The following is a 25,353-nucleotide window of genomic DNA, read 5'->3' on the forward strand; positions in this document are numbered from 1 at the left end:
AAGCAATGAAAACCCCTCTGACCGAGGCAGTATCTGCTGCTGATTCGCAAGGTCGTTTCCTCAGTTCCACAGAAATTCAGTCCGCTTTTGGTCGTTTCCAGCGTGCTAGTGCTTGCTTAGAAGCTGCTCGTGGATTGACTGGGAATGCGCCTAGTCTTTGTTCTGGTGCGGCCCAAGCCGTTTACACTAAGTTCCCTTTCACTACCACTACTCCTGGCCCTACCTATGCCTCTGACCAGGTTGGTAAGGACAAGTGTGTTCGTGACATTGGTTACTATCTACGTATGGTTACCTACTGCTTGGTAACTGGTGGTACTGGTCCCATGGATGAGTATCTGGTAGCTGGCCTAGATGAGATCAACCGTGCCTATGAGTTGTCTCCTAGCTGGTTTATTGAAGCGCTGAAGTATATCAAGGCTAACCATGGTTTAAGTGGTCAGGCTGGTACTGAAGCTAATGCTTACATCGATTATGCTATCAACGCTTTAAGCTAAATTGGAATTTTAGCCTGTGGTTATTTATGCCATTGGTTAAATTTTAATTTCTTCCCAGAGGTATTGCGATCGCTAGTTTACTAGTGTTTGTTTCTACCTCTGGGGTTTGTTGTATATAGGCTACTTAGATCAGGTGTTGCCTACGTATCTTTACGCTTATGAGGTGATTTGTGAGTGATGCGGCTCCCCATAATCCAGACGGTAAGCCACTAACTGTTGACCAAGCGTTGATAAATATTAACCAGGTGGCAGATAAAGGCTTACGTTACTACGCAGCTTGGTGGCTAGGTAAGATGCGTAGTAATCAGCCAGAAGCTGTAGATGCATTGCTCTTAGCTTTAGAGGACGCCACTGATCGATCGCCGGACGGTGGCTATCCATTGCGGCGCAATGCAGCTCGGGCTTTGGGAAAAATTGGCCAAAACGATACAAGAGTTGTACCTGCGTTAGTGACTTGTCTTGGCTGTGATGACTATTACGTGAGAGAAACAGCCGCCCAGGCCCTTGAAAGCCTGAATGATTCAGCCGCTGTCCCAGCTCTCGTTGCACTACTTGATGGCAGTGTAGAAGCAGCGGTACAAGTCCCTGGAAAACCTCATCTAGTACAGCCATACAACGCTATTTTGGAAGCATTGGGCACATTGGCAGATGGGGAGGTTGTACCCATTATTGAGCCTTTTTTAGGCCATGAGGTGCCTCAGGTGCGTAATGCGGCAGCTCGGGCAATGTATCAGATTACGGAAGAAGCTCAGTATGCTGAGCGATTAGTAACTGTATTAAGTCATGACCAGCTACAGCTGCGGCGGGCGGCATTGATGGACTTAGGAGCCATAGGATATTTAGCAGGCGCGGATGCGATCGCAAACACCCTGGCTGAAAATAGCATGAAACTGATTGCCCTTAAGGGGGTACTTGAACATCAGCTCACTGATCAAGCTGGACAAAATCAGGCTGAACAACAACCAGTCTCCCTGTCTGCTGATAGCCGTCGAGTCATGACCCTAATGGATGGTTTGTTGTGATGGCCCCTGTGTTAAAAACCTTTGAAATTTGTTTGCAAGCCGTCAACGATGCAGATTCGGCCCAGGGATTATTAGATGCAGTAGAAGATCTAGCCGAGTTAAACGATAAGCGCGCTATTCCTACATTGATCCAAGTCCTAGGATTTAACAATCCAGGAGCAGCAGTTGCAGCAGTGGAAGGACTAATCCAAATTGGTGTTCCAGCAGTATCTCTTCTTTTAGATAAGCTGGATGGTTATAACTACGGTGCACGGGCATGGGCTATCCGAGCACTGGCTGGCATCGGTGATCCACGAGGTCAGGCACTATTACTAAACGCAGCCGCCAATGATTTTTCCCTAAGTGTTCGACGAGCCGCCGCCCGAGGACTGGGCACCATCCGCTGGCATGATATCCCCGACAACGAACGCGAGGGTGCCATGATGCAATCTCAAACCGTGTTATTCCAGGTCACCAAGGATGATGAATGGGTGGTCCGATATGCTGCAGTTGTCGGGTTAGAAGCGCTTGCCCTAAAGCTGACCGAAACTGGCAACATCATCCAATGTCTAAGTCAGCTGAGTCATCATGATGACACTGCAGCTGTACAAGCAAGAGCCCAATGGGCCTTGGAAAACTTAGGGTTAACGGGAAACCAAGACTCTAATACGCAATCCTGACTGATAGCACCTGGTATAGAAGGGCATCCACAAGGGAGTGCCCCTACAGAATTGTCTATTTTGAATCGGGGTTGAGGCATTCGGAGTTGGTTTAACTAATCAGAACTCAAGGTAACCAAGGAAACAGAGGGAGAGAACAGAACATAATAAAAGGGATAAAGAGACTAATGCCTCTTTATCCCTCTATATCCCAAAGGAGACAATTTACTATTTAAAATCAGTTCACACTGATGCGGCAGTGATTAAACAGCGACAGGCGATAGGTAGCCCAGCTCTTCGAGCTTAGACATGACCTTATTCACAGACTCATCAAGAGTCTCATTCGCAGTCTCGCAGTTAACCTCAGGATTGAGGGGCTCTTCATAGGGGTCGCTAATGCCAGTGAAGTTTTTGATTTCACCGGAGCGAGCCTTTTTATAAAGGCCTTTAACATCACGCTGCTCGCATACTTCAACCGGTGTGTTGGCATAAACTTCTACAAAATCACCAATGCGAGCACGCACCTGGTCACGTACTTCGCGATAAGGAGAAATTGCCGAGACTAATACAATTACACCGTTGCGAGTCAATAGATGGGAAACAAAGCCAATGCGGCGAATATTTTCGTCACGATCTTCTTTGCTAAACCCCAACCCCTTGGTGAGATTGGTCCGGACGATATCACCATCCAACACTTCAAGCTTCGCACCAGCAGCTCTCAGCTTTGCTTCTAGAGCTTGACTAATAGTAGTTTTACCAGAACCGCTCAAACCAGTAAACCAAACGGTTACGCCACGATGTTGCATATAAAGATACTCCTAAAAACTATATTTCAACGCTACGTATATTCACACGGCATTATTATACGTTACCAATCTTCACAGAGGGGTGATATCAGTAACACACCGTGCCCTAGCTATTCACAGAAACTTCAAAGGAAGTCAACCATTCAGATGACCCGCTTTAAATAGCCCACCGTCCACCAAAATTGAAAACGGCTTCATGCTTAAAGTCCGTAAAGCCAGATAGCAAGGGGAGGTGTGACCAGAGCCAGTAATAGGCTCAGCGGACCTCCTACCCTGACAAAGTCTAGAAACCGGTAGCCGCCTGCAGTGTAGACCATGGTATTGGTCTGGTAGCCAATGGGGGTCATAAAACTATTAGACGCGGCAAAGGTAATGACAAACATTACTGTAAACACGTTAAGCCCCAATTCGCTAGCCACTTTTAAGCCCACAGGCAGAAGTAGTATCACGGCTGCACTATTCGACAAGATGCTAGATAGCACCGTTGTGAGGACGTACAACGCGCTCAGCAACCCATACCCTGATAGACGTCCACCAACCGTAATAAGTTGCTGAGCCAGCCAGGTGGTTGCTCCAGAACTTTCCATGGCTGTTCCCAAGGGGATTAAACAGGCCAATAGAAAAATTACGTCCCAGCGAACAGCTTGATAGAGTTCTCCGGGCTTAAGACAGCCCGTCAGGATCATTAGCATGACACCCGCTAGAGACGATACCAGGATATTGATTGGGGTAAAGGCTGCGATCGCAACCACACCCACACCAATGCCCATGGCGATATTGGCCCGGTCAGAACGAAGGCTTTCTAGATCGCGTTGTTCTAGCACCAGCAAGTCACGACTGGTTTGCAAACCCAGCAAACTTTGTTTAGGCCCCTGCACCAGCAGCAAGTCACCAAACTTAAGTCGGACTTTACCCATACGCTCCCGCACCAGATCTTGTCCCCGACGAATGGCCAGCACCGTCACGTTATAACGCTGTCGAAATCGCAGGTCCTTGAGGGTGGAACCCACCAAATTAGAGTTAGCAATCACCAATACCTCGGCCACCCCTTCCTGGCCTGAACTCAAGTCCGCCTGCCAGGACTTTTGCCCAAACTGGACGTCAGGCAAAATCTCAATCCCTTCGCCATCACGGATTTTGAGCAGATGTTGACGCCCCCCCCGCACTAGCAAAATATCCCCCGCACAGAGGGATTTATCCCCCAGGGGCTGGGGGAAATGGTTACCATTGCGGATAATTTCGAGCACGTCCAGGTCAAACCGACGCTGCAGCTGACTATTCTGCAATGTCTGACCCACCAGGCTAGACCGTGGCGTGACCACCACTTCGCTCACATATTCCTTCAGGCCATACTCTTGACTCAGACTATTCCCAGGCACATCGCGGTTGGGCAATAGGAGCGGGGCAATAAACGTGAGATATAGCAATCCCACCACAAATACAATCGCGCCCAACTCTATAAACTGAAACAGCGAAAAATCACCCGGCCCCAGCTCCTCTGAAAGGCCACTGGCCAAGACACTGGTGGAGGTACCGACCACCGTCAGCATGCCCCCCAAAATCGTGGCAAAGGACAGGGGCATGAGTAGCTTTGAGGGCGATAGACGATGCTGCTGACAAAAGTCTTCAATAATCGGCAAAAATACCGAAACCACCGCTGTATTATTGATCAAGCCAGAAATCGGCCCCACAATCAGCCCCAGAGCAAAGATCTGACGGCGACAGGTTTTCCCGCCCCACTTAAGCAACCAGTTACTAGCCTGCTGCAACGCCCCTGTCCGGGCAATACCAGCACTCAAAATAAACATGGCCATCACGGTGATGGTGGCAGAATTACTAAATCCAGCAATGCCTTCTTGAGGACTTACCAGCCCTAACACCATCAGCGATACCATCACCGCAAAGGCAGTGATATCAGCCGGTAGCCACTCTACTACGAATAGAATTAGGGCAACAGCAGTCACCCCAAGGGTCATAAGAATATCAATATCAATAGTCATATATCGCTAGCCAGACCAATAAATATACCGTTAGTCACATGGGATTGAGCTGTGGCTACGCATTGAATAACAACGCCAATGTGACACGCAAACGTCTGATGGGTACATCAGATATGAATCCATCGGAGGTTTGCGGTAGGAAGTCGTAGCGCAAAAATTTTAACTTAGCTATAAAAAGTCCAGAATAAAGTGCAAATATCCCCATAGATTAGGACATCTATATATCCTTTTGCCCTAAGGATATAGCGGGTTCATCTCTCCTAAACAATTGAAATAAATTCCATAAACCGCACAAAGAAACTGTCGCACCAGGGAACTGTCATCATCGAACCTAATGCCCCCATTTACCAAGACATTCACGTGCCTTTGCATCACATTAACTTAATGCATGCTCAGTCAGCCAAAGAATCAACCTATCTGTATGAACAGCCCTTGCTCAAAGCCGCCCAGGTAGGTTGTCATTAACCACGTCCGACATTACTTACAACGGTTTCAAACGACTATCCGCCTGAAACGCTGAGAATCACGGTTAAGTAGGTGAGCATAATTATTTGTGTGTTAGCGGTAGCGTAACGCATCAATTCTTTGCCATACGGTGCGTTGCGGCTTCGCCTAACAGCACCCTACAGGAGCAATTATTTGGGGTAACCTACCTAGCTATCTGGCTGAAAACTGGTTAGTCCCGTCAAAATACCGTTACGTCGCTGCCGACGTTCAGTGATCAGCTTGGGACGTAGATACAGGTTTTCCAGCAGTACAGCTCCACCGGCAATCCACGGTGGGACGATGAGTGCCCCAATGATGCCTAACACTTGAGCCCCACCTAATACTGCCAATAGCTGATAGAGCGGATGCACTCCCACGGAGCTACCTACGAGTAAGGGATCGAGGATATAGGTTTCAAGATTTTGAGCGACGACATAGAGCAGTAGCACCCACCAAAAGGTCCATCCCCCCTGGGGAATCGCCACAAGCAATGCAGGAACAGCACCTAAAATTGGGCCTAAAAATGGGATCAGGTTGGTGACACCTGCGATCGCGCCTAGCCCCACCGCCAGATCCTTTAGCCCCAGCAAACTCAGACCCACAGTGGTCGCTATAGATAGCAGGGCAGACACCATAAACCGCCCCCGCAAATACCCACCAATCCGCTGTCCCATAGGAGGAGCCTGGGCCAAAAGACGTTCATCCCATGGGCTCGGCAGCAACCGCGTTAGATTTTTCACCAGGGTACGACTATCAGCCACCATGTACCCCGAGACAAACAGAGCCAACACCAAGCTCAGCACTCCCCCCAAAATACCGGCCGTCACACCGTAGGAGCGCACCAACAGCTGCTGGCTAGACTTAATGGTCCAACTGATCAGACTCTGCACATCAATCAGCTGGGTAAAAAGCTCATTAGTCGTAAATGAACGAGTATCTGTAAACGCCGTCAGCCAGGCATCGGCCTCATTGAGTAACCCTCTTAGAGAAACCGGAACACGTCGAATCAGTCGCTCTAGCTGTTCAAATACCGTCGGTCCAATCAATAGGCCTAGCACTACCAACGCACTAATCAGGGTGAGGTAGACCAAAACCACCCCCAGCCAACGGGGGACGCGATATTGCTCCGCCCAATCCACCACGGGCGCAATCGAACAGGCCAAGACGACCGAAATCATCACCAGCAGTAACAAACTTTTGAGCTGCCAAAGCAGCACCAGCAATGGAATAACCGCGATCAGCAGCAAAACACTGCTCACCGATATAGTCACCCGCTGCGATGCGTCATTAGGCGAAGTCTCCGCCCAGGGGTCATTGGCCATAAATTGGCAATAGAGGATCCTCTAGCTTAGTCTACTGACCTTTATAGCAGGGTACCAAATGCATCTGGGAAATTGGGTCTAAAGCGTATAGGTAAAGTCATCCACCAAAATGCCAGGCACCCGGCTATCCCCCAGACCACGACAATCGTAGGTATCAATTTCAGGAATCGTTTCTTGAAACGTTGTCAGGTCCATAAGGCCATCGCCAAAACAGTGGTAGAGGCTTTCATCAAACCGTAGATTTTCAATCGGTGCGACAATTTCACCATTTTCCACCCAAAAGCAAGCATAGCGAGTCATGCCAGTCACTCGCCCATTGGGGTGATCGCTCCAATTTAAATAGTGCAGATTAGACAAATACAGTCCCCGCTCTAGCCTGGGTAGGATTTGGTCAGCTGTCAGCGATCCAGTCAAAATCTCAGGAGCCCGCAAATGTTCGCCTCGACTGGCGTAGTTCGATGGAGTTTTATACTCCTTAGCACTGCGGGAGCTCACCAGACTATTTACCAACTGCCCCTGCTGAATGATGGGTAACTGTAAGGGAGCCACCTCACCATAGCCATTAAAACGAGGCATATTCGCCTGCTCAAAGTTTTCTTGCAAAGTAAATTTGGGCGATAGCTGCCGCTGTCCTTGCCGCAGCAACCCAAAAGCACTATTCCCTTGCTGCAAATCAGCTTCCCCTACACCGCCCCAGGAAAACATATGGAGCAATTCAGCCACGGCCGCTGGTGCTAAATAGGTGCGGTATTGACCTCGCTCAATGGTTTTCGCTGGGCGAGCCATCATCGTTAGCTGGTGTTTGGCTTGATCGATTTTGTCAAGAAACTTAGCCTGCTGCCATTGGTTACCGGCAAACGTGCCCTTCACAGCTCGATTTTGAGGATCAAATAAGGAGAAATCTAAGCTATAGCTAGTGCTCTCAAACCAGTGACGCTGACCGGCAGAATCAGCATAGCCGCGAAATATGAGGCCTCCGGCGTAAATACCCGTAAAGTCCAGTGTGTTCACAGGGGAGAGGAGGGTGGATGCGATCTGATCTACTGCCAAAATCTCGCCTTGATGTACCGTACGACTGGTAGCCGAGCCTGTGGGCAACACCAAAAACGGATCCACTGGCAGCTGGGGCACCATCCCCTGTAACTCTGCTAATGCCGTTTTGAGCAGGGGCCAGTCCGTCTCAAACTCCCCCACGAAGGGCACTGTTGCCGACGCTGTGCGATCATCCTGCATGAGCGTCAGCAGCAGATTACCGTCGTTTACCTGACCACTCTGTCTGACATGGGCGCGGTTAAATCGAGTGAACTGGCTATTTTCGCCGCTCAGACTCAAGGTGAAATCAGTGGCCCCAGCCAGATGTGATGCAATGGCATCCGCCAGTTCTCCAAAGACCTTTTCTGCTAACTGCTTTGCTACTACTACCGCACTGGTCATACCGCACCCCCAAACACTTCAATAGCCTCAAATGCACAGACCGGCGCTCCGTGCCCTACTCGAATCAACTGATTGGGTTCCCCCTTGCCACAAAATGGAGTGCCATATATTTCCCAGGTACTGCGATCGCCTACCTGGGACAAACTGTGCCAAAACTGAGGTGTCACAGAGCGATAGTTAGGATTCTTAAGGGTGCGGGTGAGCTGACCATTTTCGATCAGCTTGCCGTACTCACAACCAAACTGAAACTTGTGGCGCTGGTCATCAATGGACCAGGAGCGGTTAGTCTCCATGTAGATGCCATGCTCGATATTGGCAATGATGTCCTCAAATGTGCGATCGCCCGGCTCCAAATTGATATTGGCCATCCGATCAATCGCAGGACGATTCCAGGAAGAGGCACGGGAGTTGGCCACTCCAGGTACGTGCGATCGCTGCTGGCTTTCTAGACCACCGAGTCCTCGCTCTAACTTGCCTGCACGGATCAAATATTCTCGAGTAGCAGTCGCCCCCACATCATCAAATCCATAGCTGGCCAGCTCCCCAGCCACCGTCGGATCAAACGTCACATTCATCAGCTTGGAGCCATAGTCTAGAGAGCCAAAATCCTCCAACTGAATAAAGCTACCCCCGGCATAGTTGCGCTCATCGCCCAAAATGCGATCCAGCTCTAAGGGATGACCGATGCTCTCATGGATTTGCAGCATCATTTGATCGGGAGCCAGTACCAACGTAGTTGCCAGATCGGGACAATTGTCCGCATGGAGTAGCTCCACCGCCTGTTCACCCACCTGCTGCACCCGCTGCCATAGATCTAAACCAGGAAATAACTCCCATCCCCCTTGGTAGCTATGGGCCAAATAGCCATGATCGGTACGTAACTGGGTGGTAGGACCGTCCTGGGCGATGGTGCCAAAGTGGGTCTCTATCACATAGTCTCGTTGATAGATCTCCGAGCCATTGCTGCTGACAAACCAGGTTTCAATATCGTGACTCCGAGCCGACGCAGTGGTCTGGGCAATGCTATCAGAGACCTTGAGTTGATCACATATCCGCAGCAAAATCTGATTTAACTCCGCCGGGGATAACGCATCTAGCCCTTTGCGATGGGGCGATACGTAATTGCCCGTAGCCTTAGGGCGGGCCGCAACGGTAAAACTATGGACCGCCCAGTCGCTGGCGGCTATGGCTTGGCCATAGGCAGACACAATCGCTGCTGCCAGAGAAGACTCACTCAGATTATTAGTTGCACTGTAGCCAAACTGTCCGTTGGCCAAAACTTCCACCATAGCTCCATGGCCAAATCGCTGAGTATTACTCTCTGGATGAGCGTCTCGAATAGCACAAGCCTTGGTAGTGTCTTTGACGGCTCGAATGCCGATCCAGTCGGCCGATACCGTCGCAGTAGTGACGACGTCTGAAAGAAACTTAAACATATAATTCCTCAGCGTTGCTGATCCGAACCATCAGGGTTGCTCAGGTGACTGGTAATTGAGCCAAACGAGCAGATCGGAGCACACTCTAAATCAGCAACGACATTTTTTGGTAGTGCAGACCAGGCGAGTAGCCCCCCGCGCCTAAGACCCTGCCTTGATAGTTGTAATTCTTACCGATCACACCCCTCAATGGGGGGGGAGACCCTACATAGGCTAATAGTATAAATTAATTTTTTAAGACTTATTTCAGTAAATAGATTATTTTTTAAGATAAAATACGGACATTATCTTTAATAAATAACTTATTGGCGTGATATAGGTTATTAAAAAATATTTTTATGGATAACCTTGACAGTCAAATTTTAGGAGCACTGATGGTGGATGGCCGAGTCGCCTGGTCAGACTTAGCCAACCGATTTGGGGTGTCTTCTCCCGCTATTCGCGATCGCGTCCGCCGCTTAGAAAAGCGCGGCATTATCCAGAGCTACCGAGTGGTGGTGGATCCGGTGCCGTTGGGGTATGACATCACAGCCTTCGTAGCCGTGATTTTGGAGCATCCGCAATACCGTCAAGGTTTTTTGGACTATGTGCAAGCGACACCGGCAATCCAGGAATGTCACCATGTGGCGGGTGATGGGGACTATCTGCTGAAGGTGCGATGCGGCAAGATGGCGGACTTGGAACGGCTTCTGAGTGAGGAGATCAAGGGACTGCCAGGAGTCTTACAAACGAAGACATCAATTGCGTTATCGACAGTCAAGGAGACGACGGCATTGGCGGTTTAGCAACATTAGGTAGGGGCAATCCCTGGTGGAGCCCTCTTCTTTGCACCTACCGTGTACACACGTCTTGGAAGAGAGCTCAAAATCCTGCATTACCCCCCTCAATCCCCCCTAAAGCCCTTCGGGCATGCGCTAAAGCGTAGCGTAAGGGGGGAAGATCCAGTTCTCCCCCTTACGAAGGGGGAGTTAGAGGGGGTTAGGCAACCGCGAAAGCTAGTTTTCAGTACTTGTGTGTACACCGTAGCCCCTTTCGCACAGGGCACCCACAAGGGGATGCCCCTACGTTTTTTTTGACAATTTTTATGGGGGTATCACCATGATTTCTTTATTTTTTCGGGGGTTGGTGTTAGGTGTGGCCATTGCCGCCCCCGTCGGTCCCATCGGTTTGCTATGTATTCGACGGAGTCTGTCCTATGGATCAATGGCAGGGCTGCTATCAGGATTAGGCGCAGCGACAGCGGATGGGGTATATGGTGCAGTAGCTGCCTTCGGTCTTGCCTTCGTTTCGAATTTCCTCACCGATCAGGCCAAGTGGCTAGGCATCATCGGTGGGCTATTTCTCTGTTACTTAGGCATCACTACATTTCTGAGCAAGCCTGCGGAGAAATCGGCTGAGATTAGCAAAACTGGCTTAGCTGGAGCCTATCTATCCACCTTTGGGTTGACGCTAACGAATCCGGCAACGATTCTGTCTTTTGTATTGCTGTTTGCTGGGTTTGCACCTGCGGGACTGGGCTATGGTCAGGCAGTGGTAATGGTGGGCGGTGTGTTTTTGGGATCAGCGCTGTGGTGGTTGCTGCTGAGTAGTGGGGTATCACGGTTACGGCACTGGCTGACACCGGGGCGGTTGGTTTGGGTGAATCGTGTTTTTGGCGTTTTGATTACAGCCTTTGGCATCATTGCTTTGAGCTGGCGCGGTTAAACTTAAAGAGAGGCTACTTTGAGGCCACACCTATGGTTCAGCAGTTAATCTCCGATAGCCAACCCGAGCAGTATCCCGATAGCGATGGGCAACCCATGGCCGACAACACGCAGCAGTTCCGTTGGATCGTGGTGATCAAGGAAAATCTGGAACGGCTGTTTGCTAATGATGCCAATGTGTTTATCGCTGGAGATTTGCTGTGGTATCCGGTGGAAGGTGATCCCAAACGGCGGCAGGCCCCAGATGTGATGGTGGTGTTTGACCGTCCGAAGGGGGATCGAGTTTCCTATCGACAATGGTTAGAGGATGGGATTGCACCCCAGGTGGTGTTTGAGATTTTGTCGCCGGGAAATCGGTCTGGGGAAATGCTGCGGAAGCTGAATTTCTATCAGAAGTATGGGGTGACGGAATACTATATTTACGATCCAGATAGCAATGAACTAACAGGTTTTCAGCGTTCGGGTAGGTCATTACAGCTAGTAAGTGAAATGCAGGGTTGGGTGAGTCCTCAACTAAACATCCGGTTTGAGCTGATTTCAGAGACATTGGAAATTTATCGACCAGACGGAGAAAGATTTTTAACCTATGTAGAGCTGGGAGACAAGCTAACGACTGAGCGAGAACTCAGACAATTAGATCAGCAGCGCATTCAGGCATTAGAGGAAAAGTTGCGGGAGCTAGGTATCAATCCGGAATCGCTATAAATCAAGGCAAAAAGCTCTGCATAATCCTCTAAAACTCACCCTAATGGGTAATAGACAGTCAACGGCAGACTATATCAAGATAATTAGTTAAGCTGTTGGGAATATTTTTTCTTCAGAGACTAGAGTAAAGACAGAGTATCGCCAGCCCCATGCCCCCCAATTTTGCCAAGTGCCATGGCAGCAAAAACGATCCTGATCCTCACGGCTAATCCTTCGGATACTGGCCGTTTGCGTTTAGACAAAGAAGTTCGCGAAATCCAAGAAGGTTTAAATCTGTCAGCCGAACGCGACAGTTTTAATGTGGTATCGCAGTGGGCCACCCGACCCGATGATTTACGCCGTGCCCTGCTCAAGTACAAACCACAGATCGTTCATTTTTCCGGTCACGGTGCTGGCACCGAAGGGCTCTTGCTAGAAAGTGATACTGGCGCAGCGAAGCCTGTTAGTGGCCTGGCTCTGGCACAACTCTTTGACCTTTTTTCCAGTGTAGAATGCGTGCTTTTTAATGCCTGCTATTCTCAGGTACAGGCAGAGGCGGTTGTCGAACATGTTGACTATGTCATCGGCATGACCCATGCCATGGGCGATCGGGCAGCGATTGAGTTTGCCGTCGGTTTTTATGATGCGCTGGGCTACGGTCATCCTGTGCCATTTGCTTACAAAGTCGGGCTATCGGCCATTGCCTTAGAAGGCATTGATGAAGTCGCCACCCCTATTCTGAAGGTACGCAAAGGGTTAGAAGAAGCTGCTGAATCGCCAGTATCGCCAGCAACGACACCGGAAATCAAGCAAGTTAAACCTGACCAGCCTCCAGAATCTACTAATAAACCCGTCATCCTTGAGGAACCTGAAGGCCTGGTCCCGTTAGAATCACGGTTTTATATGGAGCGCCTACCCATTGAGACTGACTGCTATGAAACTGTCGTACGACCGGGTTCTTTGATTCGGATCAAAGCGCCTCGACAGTTAGGGAAAACATCGTTGCTGGTACGCACCCTGGCCCATGCCAGATCCCAGGGGTTTGAAACAGTGCGCCTAAGCTTTCAAACATCGGACAATGACACGCTGAATGACCTGGATGAATTTCTACAGTGGTTTTGCTGCAGTGTCACTGAGGAACTGGACCTGGAAGATCGGCTGGCAGACTACTGGAAAGGGGCTCGGGGGATCGTACGCCGCTGTCAGCGATATTTTGAGCGTTACCTTTTAACTGAGTTAGACAAGCCGTTAGTGCTGGGTCTGGACGAAGTTGACCAGGTGTTTGAACATCCGAAAATTGCCACGGACTTTTTTGGCATGTTGCGGGTGTGGCATGAAGAAGGTAAGACCAACCCGATTTGGCGCAAGCTGCAGCTAGTGATTGTCCACTCTAAAGAGGTGTATGTGCCCCTAAGCATTAATCGTTCACCCTTTAATGTGGGCCTACCCATTGAGCTACGGGAGCTGAATGAGGATGAAATTGAAGCCTTAATCACTCGACATCAGCTTAGTTTGACGGCTCATCAAAAGCAGCAGTTGGTGGAGCTGGTGGGCGGTCATCCTTATTTACTCAGGGCTGCACTATACCAGCTGGCGCGAGGCCGCATCAGCCTGACCCAGTTATTAGAAGAAGCGCCCACGGAAGGGGGTTTATATAGCGATCATCTGCGGCGACACTTGCTAAATCTAGAGGCTGATCAGGATCTACTTAATGCCTTTAAGCAAGTGATTCCCACCTATCGTCCAGTGCAAATCGGTTCGACGGAGGCCTTTAAGCTGCACAGCATGGGCTTGGTGAAATATGACGGCAATGCGGTGGTGCCGCTATGTGGTTTGTACCGGCAATATTTCCAATCTCGGTTATAAGTTGATTCATATCTGATGCACCCCCTCGGAAAAGATCATGGCTGAGTATCGATATCAAGTGGGCGGTAGCTTGCCGCCAGATGCACAAACCTATGTTGAGCGGGTAGCGGATGCGGAGTTTTACCAGGCGCTAAAGGCTGGGGAGTTTTGCTATGTACTGAACTCTCGGCAGATGGGTAAATCTAGCTTGCGGGTACGCACATCTGATCGATTACAGGCGGAGGGGGTGGTCTGTGCGTCGTTAGATATCAGTGGATTGGGGACGACTACTATTGAACCGGCAGAGTGGTATTTCGGGGTGATCGATAGTCTGGTGGATCGGTTGCAGATCGACCAGATTGCTCCCAGCTTTGACCTGGATGATTGGTGGGAGAAAAATCACAATCTGCCTCCTGTGCGGCGGCTTGGTAAATTTCTGAGCAATGTGCTACTGCGGACGATTGCTCAGCCCATCGTTATTTTCTTGGATGAGATCGACAGCGTTCTCAGCCTAGAGTTTGAGGCGGATGATTTCTTTGCGGTGATTCGGGAGTGTTATAACAACCGGGCGGATAATCCTGACTTTAACCGGCTGACATTTGCGCTGCTGGGGGTGGCCACACCGACGGATCTGATTCGCACCAAGGAGCGGACACCGTTTAATATTGGTCGCGCGATTCAGCTGACGGGGTTTGAGTTGGATGAGGCGGCACCACTGTTGCCGGGGTTGGCGAAGCGGGTGAGCGATCCGGCGGCGGTGTTGCGATCGGTGCTGCATTGGACGGGGGGACAGCCTTTTTTGACCCAGAAGGTATGTCAGTTGGTGATGCAAGCGGTGGAGCGGCAGCCGCTGCGTGGTCAGGGTGATGGGAGTGAGCTGGTGGCCCAGGTGGTGCATAGTCACATTATTGATAACTGGGAGATCCAGGATGAGCCGCCTCACTTAAAGACGATTCGCGATCGGCTGCGGAATAATGTGCGGGCGGGGCAGTTACTGAGTTTGTATCAGGAGATTGTGGAGCGGGGGCAGATTGCCCAGGATGGTAGCTCGAAGCAGATGGCATTGCGGTTGTCGGGGCTGGTGGTGGAGCAGGGGGGAGCACTGCAGGTTTATAACCCGATTTATCAGGCGGTGTTTACTCAGGATTGGATTCGGGAGTCTTTGGTGAGCATTCGGCCCTATGGGGAGAAGTTGAATGCGTGGGTGGCGGATCCGCAGGATAGTTTGTTGTTGCAGGGGGAGGAGTTGATCGAGGCTCTGGATTGGTCGGAGACTCGGAGTTTGGGGAAGCAGGACTATGAGTATTTGGTGGAGAGTCAGAAGCTGGGGTTGCGGGCGGAGTTGGCGGCAGTACAGGCGACGGTGGCGCAGCAGACTCATTTGTTGAATACGAAGAATAAGGCGATTCAGCGGGCTGATGATGAGTTGGCCGATGCGAAAGCGGATCTGCGACGGGTGCGGAAACGGACCCGTTTGTCTTCGTTATTGGGTATTGGTTTTGTGAGTGCAGCTATCTTTGGCACGGTCTTAGCTAGTAAACATGCAGTTGCGGAAAGCGAAAGAGCCAGTCAGGCCGCTCAACAAGTTGAAAGCGCAGAACAAAAACTAGAATCTATCGAAACCAGGTTTGAAAAACTAGAATTTCAAAACAATAAACTCGCGAAAAACAATGAAACCTTAGGAAACGCCAACGAGCAACTTAAGGAGGCTAATCAGCAATCTGCAGAAGATGTACAAGCTGCACAAACCGAAGCAGCAACAGCTAAACAACAGGCTGAGACTATTCGTGGACAAGTGGCAGGGCTTAATCAAGACTTAGTAGCTAAAAATAATCAGTTGGGAAATGTTCAAACGCAGTTAACAGGGGCTCAGTCTGAACTAGGTGTACTAGAACAAAATGTTGGCACATTACAACAGAGTGTTAACGATTTAGAACGAGAACGAATTATTCAGGAAGACAATCTACAAGAAACAGAAATACGATTAGCTGACACGTCAAGGCGTGCAAGACGAGTTCGAGAAGCCCTACGATTTTCGATTGGCACGTTGGGGTTACAGCGGTTTAGAAATACATTTTATGAACTGGGTGGACTGAGGAACGCGATTGGGTATTTAGAAGAAGGACGAGAGAAAACTGAAAAGACCCAAGATAAAAGGGGGGAAAGTTATACCCACGGAAATATAGGAGAAGTTTATAACATTCTCGGTCAGTATCCTGATGCATTAGATTCCCATGAAAAGCATCTAACTATTGCTAAGCAAATTCAAGATCGACAGGGGGAAGGACAGGCCCTGGGGAATAAGGGAGAAGTGCTCTATAACCAGGGTAAATATCCAGACGCTTTAGAGTTTCATCAACAGCATTTAGCCATTACCCGTGAGACAAAAGATCGGCTAGGAGAAAGTCAGGCCCTAATGAATCTGGCGCGGGTGTACCTAGCCACAGGTGATCCGAAAAAAGCGCTAAACACTCACCAGGAGAGTTTAGACATTGCCATAGCAATCAAGGATCGGTTAGGGGAAGGACAGATCCTTAGCTATATGGGCGATGTGTATGACTTTCAAGATGAGACAGATAAGGCCTTGGATAAATATGCTCAGGCGGTAGAAATTGCCGAAGCGATTGGCGATAGATTTGGCAGGGCAGATGGTCTGAAAAAAATAGCTGACATCCATCGTCGCCAAAGAAATTATGAAGCGGCTCTGACTCTCTATGACGAGACCACAGCCATTGCTGAACAGATTCAGGATGATAAGGGGCTAGGTGAGAGCCGCAAGGGCATAGGACAGATCTACGCGGATCAGTATCAGTATGATGATGCTCAAAAGTACTATCGTCTGGCTATAGATGATTTTTTTGAGGTGGGAGATAAGGCTGGTGTTGGAGAGATGCGCTTGACCATTGGACAACTGTATGAAATTCAGGGACAGTATCCTGCTGCACTGAATGAATATCAGAAAGCACTGGAGATTCATCAGTCTATTGAAAATCGTAGTGGTGAGGCAAGTAGCTTAAATGAAATAGGGGAGACATACTGGCGGCAAGGGCACTATGGGGACGCGTTGAACTATTACACCCAGGCCTTAGCGATTCGTCGCCAGGTGGGCGATCTCGCGGGTGAAGGCTCCACCCTCAACAACATTGGTGCCGTCTATCGCAATCAAGGACAGTATGGGGACGCGTTGGACTATTTCACCCAATCCTTAACAATTCGTCGCCAGGTGGGCGATCTCGCAGGTGAAGGCTTAACCCTCAGAAGTATTGGTGCCGTCTATCGCAATCAAGGGCAGTATGGGGATGCGTTGGACTATTTCACCCAATCCTTAACAATTCGTCGCCAAGTGGGCGATCTCACGGGTGAAGGCTCCACCCTCAACAGCATTGGCTTAGTCTATAACAATCAAGGGCTGTATGGGGACGCGTTGGACCATTTCACCCAAGCCTTAGCGATTCGTCGCCAGGTGGGCGATCTCGCGGGTGAAGGCATAACCCTCAACAACATTGGTACCGTCTATGACTATCAAGGACAGTATGGGGATGCGTTGAACTATTACACCCAAGCCTTAGCGATTCGTCGCCAGGTGGGCGATCTCGCGGGTGAAGGCTTAACCCTCAACAACATTGGCGGCGTCTATCGAAATCAAGGGCAGTATGGGGACGCGTTGGACTATTTCACCCAATCTTTAGCGATTCGTCGCCAAGTGGGCGATCTCGCGGGTGAAGGCTTAACTCTATGGAACATTGGGGATACTCTGACTAAACAAGGGGATTATATTGCAGCATTACCTCCTCTATATGAGGCTTTTAATATTTATGAATCCCTTGGTCTCAAATTTAGAAGCGATCGCGTGAAAGCATGGATTCAAGACGTACTTGGAGATATTAAAAATACTACCTCTGAAGAGGATTATCAACAAAGATGCCGTGAGTCTGCCCAGGCAACAAATCTTCCTGTAGCTGAGCTTTGTCCAGCAGAGTAGCCTCCCGACAGATCCCCGGTTTCTAGGGATCCCTTATTGCGAAGATCCTGGCCTTGGCTAGAAACCGGGGATCTAGGACCAAGCCTCCCGACAGATCCCCGGTTTCTAGGGTTCTCCTATTGCTCAGTTCCTGACTTTGGCTAGAAACCGGGGATCTAGGCAGAAGTTTTCGCCTAGAGGGAACTCTAGACCCATAAACCCATCAGGCCTGACAATGCCACGGCGCAAGACAGCGTTCCTACCAGGACAGTACTACCACCTCTACAACCGAGGCAACAATCGCCAAAAGATTTTCTTCGAACGCGACAACTATCTCTTCTTCCTACGACGATTTCGCCATTACCTAGTGAATAGCACCCTAAATGTCAACGCCTATTGCCTGATGCCCAACCATTACCACTTCCTAGTACACCTATGCCAGCAAGACTTTTCACAAAAGATGCAGGCATTCACCCTGTCCTACACCAAGGCAATGAATAAACGCTATCGCCGCTGCGGATCCATTTTTCAAGGTAGATTTCAAGCAATTCTGGTGAATAGTGATGCCTACTTGCTACACCTATCGCGATACATCCATTTAAACCCAGTGGAAGCAGGTTTAGTAAAACGCCCTGAAGATTGGGAGTTTTCAAGCTATGTGGACTATGTGGGGCTAAGGCAAGGCACCTTACCAAAGATGAAAAATTTACTAGCTCAGGTCGGTTCGGCCGATGCCTATCAACATTTCACCAACACAGAACACATCGTGGAAACTCCGGAAATAAAGCAATTGATGCTGGACTAGCCCCCTTCGGAAGATCCTCGATTTCTAGCAAGCCTCCCGACAGATCCCCGGTTTCTAGGGATCCCGTATTGCTAAGATCCCGGCCTTGGCTAGAAACCGGGGATCTAGGCAGAATCTATCGCATCGTGACAAAGAAACCCCATTAAGGACATCCTAAAGCGAGCAAATCATCAGTGAGAATCCATTTTCACAAACCCCATATTGCAAAAATCCTGATATTGCAAGAGACCAGGGCTCTTTCAATGTGAACGATCTAAACTGGAAACCAGTGGAGATCATCACCCATGAAAAACCCCTTCCCTGGCATGAATCCTTATCTAGAGCATCCGGCTCTCTGGCATCAGGTCCATAACCGCCTGATTGTCGCTATTGCCGATGCCATCACCCCCCAGGTAGCCCCCAAATATCGAGTCTCCATTGAAGAACGGATCTACACCAGCGTAGAAGATGGCCTACTGGTCGGCATTGCCGATGTCGCCGTTGCTGGCAGACAAACTTCAACCACCACAATCACGACAGCCACCGCCACCAAGCCCATCCCCGTCCAGGTACCCATGCCAGCAGAGGTTACCGAGCGATTCTTGGAAGTACGCCTCACCCAGTCAGGCGATATCGTCTGTGTCATTGAAGTACTATCCCCAAAGAACAAACGGTCTGGTGTGGGTCGAGAAACCTATCAAGCCAAACGCCAAAAGATTTTGCAATCCCAAACAACCCTGATCGAAATTGATCTGCTACGAGGTGGTGAACCAATGCCTATCCTGGCATCGATCGAAGCACCCTATCGCATTTTGGTCAGTCGCGGTCATAACCGCCCCGCTGCCGACCTATATGCCTTTGGCCTAACCGAGCCGCTACCGACCATTCCCATTCCATTGCTCAAGGGGGATACTGAGCCAGTCGTCGATTTACAAGCACTGCTGAACGACATTTATACCCGTGCTCGGTTTGATCTATCCATCGATTACGAGCAGCCATTGAAACCTACCTTTGGTGAAGCAGAAACTGCCTGGGTAAAGAGCATTTTGGCAAAAGCTTCAGAATGATCGAGTACCGAGGTATCGGCTTGTGTGCCTATTCCTCCACAACCTCAATTAATTCTTCAATCGTTATTTCAAATGCCTTAGCTAGCTTCATTACAGCTGTGATATCCGCTGTTGCCATACCTTCCGAACGAGCATAAGTCGTAATTGTCGAGTACGGCACATCAGCCTTTGCTGCCACGTCCTTTAAATTCCAGCCTCGCTGCTGAGCCAGTTCTCGAATTCGCAGCTTAACTAAACCCATCGCCTCAGACTTGACAAAAACGAATACTCATTTCTAATATTTGAAGGTGCTCAAAATGAATACTCATTTTGGCATCACTTCCCAAAAACAATCGCCCCCCGGCCTCAGAAACTGAAGGGCGACTGTCCTTTCGACCGAAACAAATTCGGAGATAACCCAATGATATCAGTCCAACCGCCGCCCAGTGCGGTCACCGTTCAACCTGCCTGCTTACGGCCCGCCCACCTCAACGGCTACCAAGCCAAGCTACACCTCTGGTGCATCGTACGCCTACTGCCCAAAATGCAACGCATCGTTGTGGGACGTTTTCGCAAAGGCAATGATGCCGATCAACATGTGAAGTCCTTGAGGCATTTGCTTCCTCAACGTCCCCACACCCCTCGCACAAGAGGCTTACAGACTAACTGCTCAAGGTGCTCGCATGTTGGTCGGTGAGGTATTACGCTGCTCCGCATTCGCTCCACACCGTAAAACAAAAGTTATCGCATTCCGGGCTAGGAATTTTGCAGTCTAACTTCTGCAATCCTTAAACCTTCAGCTCCATAACCTGCTGACTAAACCATTGGGCCGCACTAATATTACTATCCGTCTCCAGCTTGGCAATCGTCTGCTCCAACAGATCAACAGGTAACTCCTTCAAAGCCTCAGACGTATCCGTCAGCTGATACTTGCCATCCTGAAGCACAAACACAAAAACACGACTACCCCGCACATCAATCACCCAATACTCAGGAATACCAAGCGCCGCATACAACTGCTTTTTCTCATCCAAATCACTCGCCAGAATCGTATCCGAAATCTCACCCACTAAGTCAGGTATCCGCCATTGAGACAAATCAACTCGCCGAGGCTGCCCAGCCTGCCATCGAGGATAATCATCCCCCAAATACAAAACCAAGTCCGGCGCACCCGCTGTATTTTGACTTTTTTCCAATAAGCATCGACCAATAGAACTGGCCACCTGATCGGGATGTAGGCTAAACCAAACATACAAAATCGCCGTAAACAAATCGCAAATCGTTGCGTGGTTAATCCCTTCCCAACCCATTTCGGTAATTAGTAGATAGCCTTGATGGAAAAATAAACGGTATTGCTCCGAGGCTAAGTTATCGCGATAGCCAACGTAATCCTGCCAAGTAGCCCGTCGCCACTCTACAAAACTAGTTTGATTTTGAGTCGTTAAGGTAACTGTCGATGTCATTTGCCTTATCGTTATTCACAAACCTATCGCGTCTCCTCTATCGTAGCTCCACCAACACAGGACAGGGGCTATCGATTTGACAACCACTCATCAAAAAAGTTTTAATAATAGAACACTCAGGGAAGCTACAAAGCAGTATAGAAGGTCGGGCTTGCATAACTCCTTCTTGAATATGCATCTTCCAAAAATAAGTTCCCTACACATTTTCTAGTTCCCTGAACATTCTTTTCTTAACCCCAAGAGGGGGTTAACGGTAAAGTCTTTCCTCTTGATAAACGATATTTCTAGTTTATAGCCTGCTCAGAAGTGGGTTGAACCAGGCGATCGCAACCAGCGATCCGTATTTCCGGGTGCCAATCAATACCGCGTTCCAGGCTGTTTCAACCGACTTTACGACCATGACTCCGACAGCGATTGGACCTGTCGGACGTTCCCTGCGCAAGTATTACCAGCAACCTTCAAAAACTCGCTATGGCTATTATTACTGTTACCTCTACAGCGGACCAGGGAGCAGGATCGCTGAGAAATGCGATCGCAAACGCCAAAAAAGGTGATACCATCCAGTTCGCTCAGAACCTTTCTCAGAAAACCATTAAGCTGACCAGCGGACAACTCTCAGTCAATAAATCCATCACAATTGACGGGAAAAAGGCACCTGGCCTAGCCATCAGCGGCAATAACGCTAGCCGTGTTTTCAAAGTGGAGCGAGAACAGAACGTCACCTTCAAAAACCTGATTATCGCCAATGGCAAAACCAAAGGTGCCGGTGGCGGCATCGATACACGCCACGAAAGTACCCTCAACCTATTCAACGTTGAACTCAAAAACAATACCTCAGAATTAGGAGGTGGCCTTCGTGTCGGACATCTCGCCAAGGCAAACATCATCAACAGCCGCTTTAAAAATAATGATGGCTTGCTGACAGACAAGTATAAAGGCTTTAGTGCTGGGGCAATTTCCCACAACGAATCGCGCGGCCAACTAAACATTAAGGGAAGTACCTTTGAAAACAATCGAGGGTTCAATGGAGGGGCGATTTACAGTTTCTCAAGCGTTTCCTTTAAAGTCGAAGACTCAATTTTTCGCAACAATGTCTCAACCAATGAGGGGGGAGCCATCTTCACCGATGGTGTGAGTTCCAACAACTATTTCGGTCCTGTTAATGAGGGCACCATCGCTATTCAAGGGAGTCACTTTGAAGGCAATCAAACCAAAGGTGATGGCGGTGCCCTCTACCTCTGGGGCTATATCCGTAAGCAACCGTCTGTAAAGGATCGAGCCATTATAAAAGACACTGTCATTATTGATAACAAAGCGACGGGCAAAGGGGGGGCCGTCTGGGCCAAAATGGGCCTTGACTTTCAGAATGTGACATTTGCCGACAACACCGCCACCCAACAAGGAGGAGGTCTATGGTTAGAGTCCACATTACCCGCCAATATCGTCAATAGCACCTTCTCTGGAAATCGAGTGTTGAACGATGCTGGCGGCGCAATGTTCCTAAATAATCGCTCCACACCTGTCAACATCACAAATTCAACCATTGCTTATAACTCGGCAGGTCGGGCCAATGGAGCCCTCTGGTATGGAAAGAATCATGCGGTAACCTTGAAGAACTCCATCGTTGCCTTTAACACGGCTGACCAAGATAAACGCCAGAATCAAGTGGGTTTTCAGGCCCTTGATGGCGGCGGCAATCTTGAGTTTTCTAGCGATCGCAACTCCCTGCGGGTACTAAAAAACAGCCTGGTTGCGAACCCCAAACTAGCACCACTGAAACAAAGCAACGGTACCCTAGTTCATCCTCTGCGCTCCGATAGCCCCGCTATAGATGCAGGTATTCGAGCCGGAGCCCCTGCAATCGATCAACGCGGTGTGAAGCGAGATAATCGCATCGATATTGGTGCATTTGAGGGCACCTTTTCGACTTCCCCGAAAAAATCAGCAAACACTATTGGTGAATACGGCAATCTGACGCTCAATCATAACTGGAAAACTGTTTCCCTAGATGACACCTACAAAAACCCAGTTGTCGTTGTTTCTGACCCCACATTAAATGGGTCAGACCCAGTCACTATACGCCTCCGTAATGTGGGTGAAAAGTCCTTCCAAATCAGGCTTCAGGAACCCAACTACAGCGACGGCACCCATACCAATGAATCTCTCTCCTATCTCGTCATGGAGGCTGGCGATTGGACACTGGCCGATGGCACTCGCATCTCAGCTGGAACTTACAACTCCAGCCGCCTCACCTCCCAAGGTTTTGATGTAAAGAAGCTGCAGGACTTCGACACAACTCCCACCGTATTGTCCCAGGTACAAACCGTAAACGGTGGCGATTGGGTGACCACACGCGTCAAGCAACAATCTGCCCAAAGCTTCCAACTGGCAATGCAAGAAGAAGAAGCCCTGAATAAGGGAGGACATGTCACTGAAACCTTAGGCTGGCTGGCCGTTGAGCAGGGCACGGCTAATGACGGTGACACATTATTACATGGGGGAACTACCAATCGGAGCTACGATCACAATCGTTCTAAAGTCAATTTCACGTCAGATTTTGATGCGGCACCTTCACTCATCGCTAAGCTGGGTTCATTCTATGGTGGAGACACCGCCAATATCCGAATTGACGATATCACCCGCCAGAGCTTTGGTGTGGGTGTCTATGAAGAAAAGTCCCTCGATAGTGAGCTCAACCACACCTCCGAATCCATCTCCTTCCTGGCGTTGGAAGGTAAGTCAGGCCTCTTAAGTGGCGTAGCCGTGTAAATACCTTCCCGACAGATCCCCAGTTTCTAGGATTGGCTTACTGCTAAATACCTTGACTTGCCTAGAAACCGGGGATCTATGCAGAAGCTTTCTCCTCTTGGGAGAATTTATGGCTGGGGTTAACCCGTTGGCGCTTAATGTAAACATCTCAATACACTCGCAACTCTGCTGGTAAAGCAAACATACCTGCCTGATCGTAGGTATCTGTATAGACCTGCTTCACCGCTGACCAAGGCACCCGCCCATAAATATGTGGATACAACTCCGTCCCCCCCGACGTATTTTCCACCCGAATCTCACAATCCACCGCCGCCGGATCAATGCTAAACAACACCAACCCCTGCTGCCCCGCATAGTGACGCCGACTCACCCCCATCACCTGGTGCAAAAACGAACAATGGATAAACCCCTCCGCCGCTAAGTCCGCCGATTCAAAATAGCCTTGAGTCTCTGCCATCTGCACATCAGCCCCTGGCGCAATGCGGTACAGCATTTCCATCGCAGTATCCTCCCTAGAATTCTTCAGTACAATTGTCTCAGTTCACATTACCCCCCATGTGCGGCCGCTACACCCAAACCCATTCCGGCACAGACCTAGCCAAAGCCTTCCAGCTCACCACAGAGCCCGAGCCCCCACCGCGCTACAATATCGCCCCAGCCCAACCCGTCTCCGCCATCATCGCTGGTCGTGAGTATCGTATTTTTCAATGGGGCCTCGTCCCTTCCTGGGCCAAGGACTACAAAATCGGCTATAAGCTGATCAACGCCCGCTCAGAAACCGCTGCCGAGAAACCCTCATTTCGAGCTGCCTTCAAACGTCGTCGCTGCCTGATACCCGCTGACGGATTCTACGAATGGCTACGCACCGCCAGCAATAAAAAGAAACAGCCCTTTTACATTCATCTCAGGGATAGACCGCTCTTTGCCTTTGGTGGACTGTGGGAGCAATGGGAAGGGGGCGATGGCAGCTATCTGGAAACCTGCACGATTCTGACGACAGAGCCCAATGAGCTAATGGAGCCGATCCACAATCGGATGCCAGTGATTATTCCTGAGGCTGAGTATGACCGCTGGTTAACGGCTTCACCATTTCAGGCAAAGGGGTTAATGAAACCTTACGATGCGGATGAAATGGAAGCGTATCCGGTCAGTACGTTGGTAAATAGTCCACGGAATGAAGTGCCGGACTGTATCGCGCCGATGGAGAGCTAAGTAGGTCGGGCTTGAAATAATCAGCTATGTTTCACTTTGTAAACTTGAGCTGAACCCTCTTTGAACATAAGATTCAGCAGGATTTACATTTTGAGACATACGTGAGCTTTTCTACCCTTGCCTACTTAGTGACCTGATTGATATTGAAAATGGACAACCTGATAGGGGCAATCCCTTGTGGTTGCCCCGCGATATTAGGAACAGGTAACCAGAATTTCAAAGTAGGGGCAATCCCTTGTGGTTGCCCT

General features: G+C 49.5%; 21 protein-coding genes. 13 read left to right on the plus strand and 8 right to left on the minus strand.

Features of this window, described 5'->3' with window-relative positions; translation table 11 throughout:
• Positions 1-5 precede the first annotated feature (5 nt).
• The 3 genes from cpcA (at position 6) to IXB50_RS15400 (ending at position 2,175) form a co-directional block, all read left to right on the plus strand.
• On the plus strand, positions 6-494 hold the full coding sequence (cpcA, locus tag IXB50_RS15390) for a phycocyanin subunit alpha (protein WP_215609870.1): 489 nt from the start codon (positions 6-8) through the stop codon (positions 492-494).
• Positions 495-664: 170 nt separating this feature from the next.
• Positions 665-1,516, plus strand: coding sequence for a HEAT repeat domain-containing protein (locus IXB50_RS15395; protein WP_215609871.1), 852 nt, complete (start codon positions 665-667; stop codon positions 1,514-1,516).
• Positions 1,516-2,175, plus strand: a complete 660-nt coding sequence (locus IXB50_RS15400; protein WP_215609872.1) for a HEAT repeat domain-containing protein — start codon at positions 1,516-1,518, stop codon at positions 2,173-2,175. Before IXB50_RS15395 ends, IXB50_RS15400 begins: the two co-directional genes overlap by 1 nt.
• A 242-nt stretch (positions 2,176-2,417) precedes the next feature.
• On the opposite strand, the gene cysC is transcribed toward IXB50_RS15400, so the two are convergent.
• From cysC to IXB50_RS15425, 5 genes are all read right to left on the minus strand, one after another.
• Positions 2,418-2,960 (minus strand): adenylyl-sulfate kinase, encoded by a 543-nt coding sequence (gene cysC, locus IXB50_RS15405; protein WP_215609873.1) that lies wholly within the window; start codon positions 2,958-2,960, stop codon positions 2,418-2,420.
• Positions 2,961-3,160: 200 nt separating this feature from the next.
• Positions 3,161-4,960 carry an SLC13 family permease gene (locus tag IXB50_RS15410; protein WP_215609874.1) on the minus strand — a complete coding sequence of 600 codons (1,800 nt, stop codon included), beginning with the start codon at positions 4,958-4,960 and terminating at the stop codon, positions 3,161-3,163.
• Between the two features lie 653 nt (positions 4,961-5,613).
• Positions 5,614-6,768 carry an AI-2E family transporter gene (locus IXB50_RS15415; protein ID WP_215609875.1) on the minus strand — a complete coding sequence of 385 codons (1,155 nt, stop codon included), beginning with the start codon at positions 6,766-6,768 and terminating at the stop codon, positions 5,614-5,616.
• 78 nt (positions 6,769-6,846) lie between these two features.
• Complete coding sequence (locus tag IXB50_RS15420; RefSeq protein ID WP_215609876.1) at positions 6,847-8,202, minus strand: TldD/PmbA family protein; 1,356 nt, start codon at positions 8,200-8,202, stop codon at positions 6,847-6,849.
• Positions 8,199-9,638, minus strand: coding sequence for a TldD/PmbA family protein (locus tag IXB50_RS15425; RefSeq protein WP_215609877.1), 1,440 nt, complete (start codon positions 9,636-9,638; stop codon positions 8,199-8,201). Before IXB50_RS15425 ends, IXB50_RS15420 begins: the two co-directional genes overlap by 4 nt.
• Positions 9,639-9,976: 338 nt before the next feature.
• Between IXB50_RS15425 and IXB50_RS15430 the strand changes: the two genes are divergently transcribed.
• The 7 genes from IXB50_RS15430 (at position 9,977) to IXB50_RS15460 (ending at position 19,682) form a co-directional block, all read left to right on the plus strand.
• Positions 9,977-10,423, plus strand: coding sequence for an Lrp/AsnC family transcriptional regulator (locus tag IXB50_RS15430; RefSeq protein ID WP_215609878.1), 447 nt, complete (start codon positions 9,977-9,979; stop codon positions 10,421-10,423).
• 313 nt (positions 10,424-10,736) lie between these two features.
• On the plus strand, positions 10,737-11,342 hold the full coding sequence (locus tag IXB50_RS15435) for a LysE family translocator (RefSeq protein WP_215609879.1): 606 nt from the start codon (positions 10,737-10,739) through the stop codon (positions 11,340-11,342).
• Positions 11,343-11,374: 32 nt separating this feature from the next.
• Positions 11,375-12,046: a Uma2 family endonuclease gene (locus tag IXB50_RS15440; protein WP_215609880.1), complete on the plus strand. Its 672-nt coding sequence runs from the start codon at positions 11,375-11,377 to the stop codon at positions 12,044-12,046.
• Positions 12,047-12,220: 174 nt separating this feature from the next.
• Positions 12,221-13,891 carry an AAA-like domain-containing protein gene (locus IXB50_RS15445; protein ID WP_215609881.1) on the plus strand — a complete coding sequence of 557 codons (1,671 nt, stop codon included), beginning with the start codon at positions 12,221-12,223 and terminating at the stop codon, positions 13,889-13,891.
• Positions 13,892-13,928: 37 nt separating this feature from the next.
• Positions 13,929-17,852 carry a tetratricopeptide repeat protein gene (locus IXB50_RS15450; RefSeq protein WP_215609882.1) on the plus strand — a complete coding sequence of 1,308 codons (3,924 nt, stop codon included), beginning with the start codon at positions 13,929-13,931 and terminating at the stop codon, positions 17,850-17,852.
• 214 nt (positions 17,853-18,066) lie between these two features.
• Positions 18,067-18,636 carry an REP-associated tyrosine transposase gene (locus IXB50_RS15455; RefSeq protein ID WP_215609883.1) on the plus strand — a complete coding sequence of 190 codons (570 nt, stop codon included), beginning with the start codon at positions 18,067-18,069 and terminating at the stop codon, positions 18,634-18,636.
• A gap of 284 nt (positions 18,637-18,920) precedes the next feature.
• Positions 18,921-19,682, plus strand: coding sequence for a DUF4058 family protein (locus tag IXB50_RS15460; RefSeq protein WP_215609884.1), 762 nt, complete (start codon positions 18,921-18,923; stop codon positions 19,680-19,682).
• A gap of 28 nt (positions 19,683-19,710) precedes the next feature.
• Here the strand turns inward: IXB50_RS15460 and IXB50_RS15465 are convergent, their stop codons facing one another.
• A complete protein-coding gene (locus tag IXB50_RS15465; protein WP_215609885.1) occupies positions 19,711-19,923 on the minus strand; it encodes a helix-turn-helix domain-containing protein in 213 nt (70 codons plus the stop codon).
• Positions 19,924-20,082: 159 nt separating this feature from the next.
• Between IXB50_RS15465 and IXB50_RS15470 the strand changes: the two genes are divergently transcribed.
• Positions 20,083-20,358, plus strand: a complete 276-nt coding sequence (locus IXB50_RS15470; RefSeq protein ID WP_215609886.1) for a hypothetical protein — start codon at positions 20,083-20,085, stop codon at positions 20,356-20,358.
• A gap of 91 nt (positions 20,359-20,449) precedes the next feature.
• Here the strand turns inward: IXB50_RS15470 and IXB50_RS15475 are convergent, their stop codons facing one another.
• Positions 20,450-21,124, minus strand: coding sequence for a Uma2 family endonuclease (locus tag IXB50_RS15475; protein WP_215609887.1), 675 nt, complete (start codon positions 21,122-21,124; stop codon positions 20,450-20,452).
• A gap of 471 nt (positions 21,125-21,595) precedes the next feature.
• On the opposite strand from IXB50_RS15475, the gene IXB50_RS15480 reads away from it, so the two are divergent.
• Positions 21,596-23,893, plus strand: coding sequence for a choice-of-anchor Q domain-containing protein (locus IXB50_RS15480; protein ID WP_215609888.1), 2,298 nt, complete (start codon positions 21,596-21,598; stop codon positions 23,891-23,893).
• Between the two features lie 148 nt (positions 23,894-24,041).
• Here the strand turns inward: IXB50_RS15480 and IXB50_RS15485 are convergent, their stop codons facing one another.
• A complete protein-coding gene (locus tag IXB50_RS15485; RefSeq protein ID WP_215609889.1) occupies positions 24,042-24,392 on the minus strand; it encodes a DUF952 domain-containing protein in 351 nt (116 codons plus the stop codon).
• Positions 24,393-24,448: 56 nt separating this feature from the next.
• Between IXB50_RS15485 and IXB50_RS15490 the strand changes: the two genes are divergently transcribed.
• Positions 24,449-25,105, plus strand: coding sequence for an SOS response-associated peptidase (locus IXB50_RS15490; RefSeq protein WP_215609890.1), 657 nt, complete (start codon positions 24,449-24,451; stop codon positions 25,103-25,105).
• The last annotated feature ends 248 nt before the right edge of the window (positions 25,106-25,353 follow it).

It is taken from the genome of Leptothoe spongobia TAU-MAC 1115 (assembly GCF_018739885.1).
GTDB classification, from domain to species: Bacteria; Cyanobacteriota; Cyanobacteriia; order Phormidesmidales; family Phormidesmidaceae; genus Leptothoe; species Leptothoe spongobia.

Bases quoted from the DNA above. Each gene is read 5' to 3' on its own strand.
- IXB50_RS15480 (WP_215609888.1), top strand. From the start codon at position 21,596: ATGGCTATTATTACTGTTACCTCTACAGCGGACCAGGGAGCAGGATCG.
- IXB50_RS15450 (WP_215609882.1), top strand. From the start codon at position 13,929: ATGGCTGAGTATCGATATCAAGTGGGCGGTAGCTTGCCGCCAGATGCA.
- IXB50_RS15435 (WP_215609879.1), top strand. From the start codon at position 10,737: ATGATTTCTTTATTTTTTCGGGGGTTGGTGTTAGGTGTGGCCATTGCC.
- IXB50_RS15445 (WP_215609881.1), top strand. From the start codon at position 12,221: ATGGCAGCAAAAACGATCCTGATCCTCACGGCTAATCCTTCGGATACT.
- cysC (WP_215609873.1), bottom strand. From the start codon at position 2,960: ATGCAACATCGTGGCGTAACCGTTTGGTTTACTGGTTTGAGCGGTTCT.
- IXB50_RS15490 (WP_215609890.1), top strand. From the start codon at position 24,449: ATGTGCGGCCGCTACACCCAAACCCATTCCGGCACAGACCTAGCCAAA.
- IXB50_RS15465 (WP_215609885.1), bottom strand. From the start codon at position 19,923: ATGGGTTTAGTTAAGCTGCGAATTCGAGAACTGGCTCAGCAGCGAGGC.
- IXB50_RS15425 (WP_215609877.1), bottom strand. From the start codon at position 9,638: ATGTTTAAGTTTCTTTCAGACGTCGTCACTACTGCGACGGTATCGGCC.
- IXB50_RS15485 (WP_215609889.1), bottom strand. From the start codon at position 24,392: ATGGAAATGCTGTACCGCATTGCGCCAGGGGCTGATGTGCAGATGGCA.
- IXB50_RS15430 (WP_215609878.1), top strand. From the start codon at position 9,977: ATGGATAACCTTGACAGTCAAATTTTAGGAGCACTGATGGTGGATGGC.
- IXB50_RS15415 (WP_215609875.1), bottom strand. From the start codon at position 6,768: ATGGCCAATGACCCCTGGGCGGAGACTTCGCCTAATGACGCATCGCAG.
- IXB50_RS15410 (WP_215609874.1), bottom strand. From the start codon at position 4,960: ATGACTATTGATATTGATATTCTTATGACCCTTGGGGTGACTGCTGTT.
- IXB50_RS15460 (WP_215609884.1), top strand. From the start codon at position 18,921: ATGAAAAACCCCTTCCCTGGCATGAATCCTTATCTAGAGCATCCGGCT.
- IXB50_RS15440 (WP_215609880.1), top strand. From the start codon at position 11,375: ATGGTTCAGCAGTTAATCTCCGATAGCCAACCCGAGCAGTATCCCGAT.
- IXB50_RS15470 (WP_215609886.1), top strand. From the start codon at position 20,083: ATGATATCAGTCCAACCGCCGCCCAGTGCGGTCACCGTTCAACCTGCC.
- IXB50_RS15400 (WP_215609872.1), top strand. From the start codon at position 1,516: ATGGCCCCTGTGTTAAAAACCTTTGAAATTTGTTTGCAAGCCGTCAAC.
- IXB50_RS15420 (WP_215609876.1), bottom strand. From the start codon at position 8,202: ATGACCAGTGCGGTAGTAGTAGCAAAGCAGTTAGCAGAAAAGGTCTTT.
- cpcA (WP_215609870.1), top strand. From the start codon at position 6: ATGAAAACCCCTCTGACCGAGGCAGTATCTGCTGCTGATTCGCAAGGT.
- IXB50_RS15475 (WP_215609887.1), bottom strand. From the start codon at position 21,124: ATGACATCGACAGTTACCTTAACGACTCAAAATCAAACTAGTTTTGTA.
- IXB50_RS15455 (WP_215609883.1), top strand. From the start codon at position 18,067: ATGCCACGGCGCAAGACAGCGTTCCTACCAGGACAGTACTACCACCTC.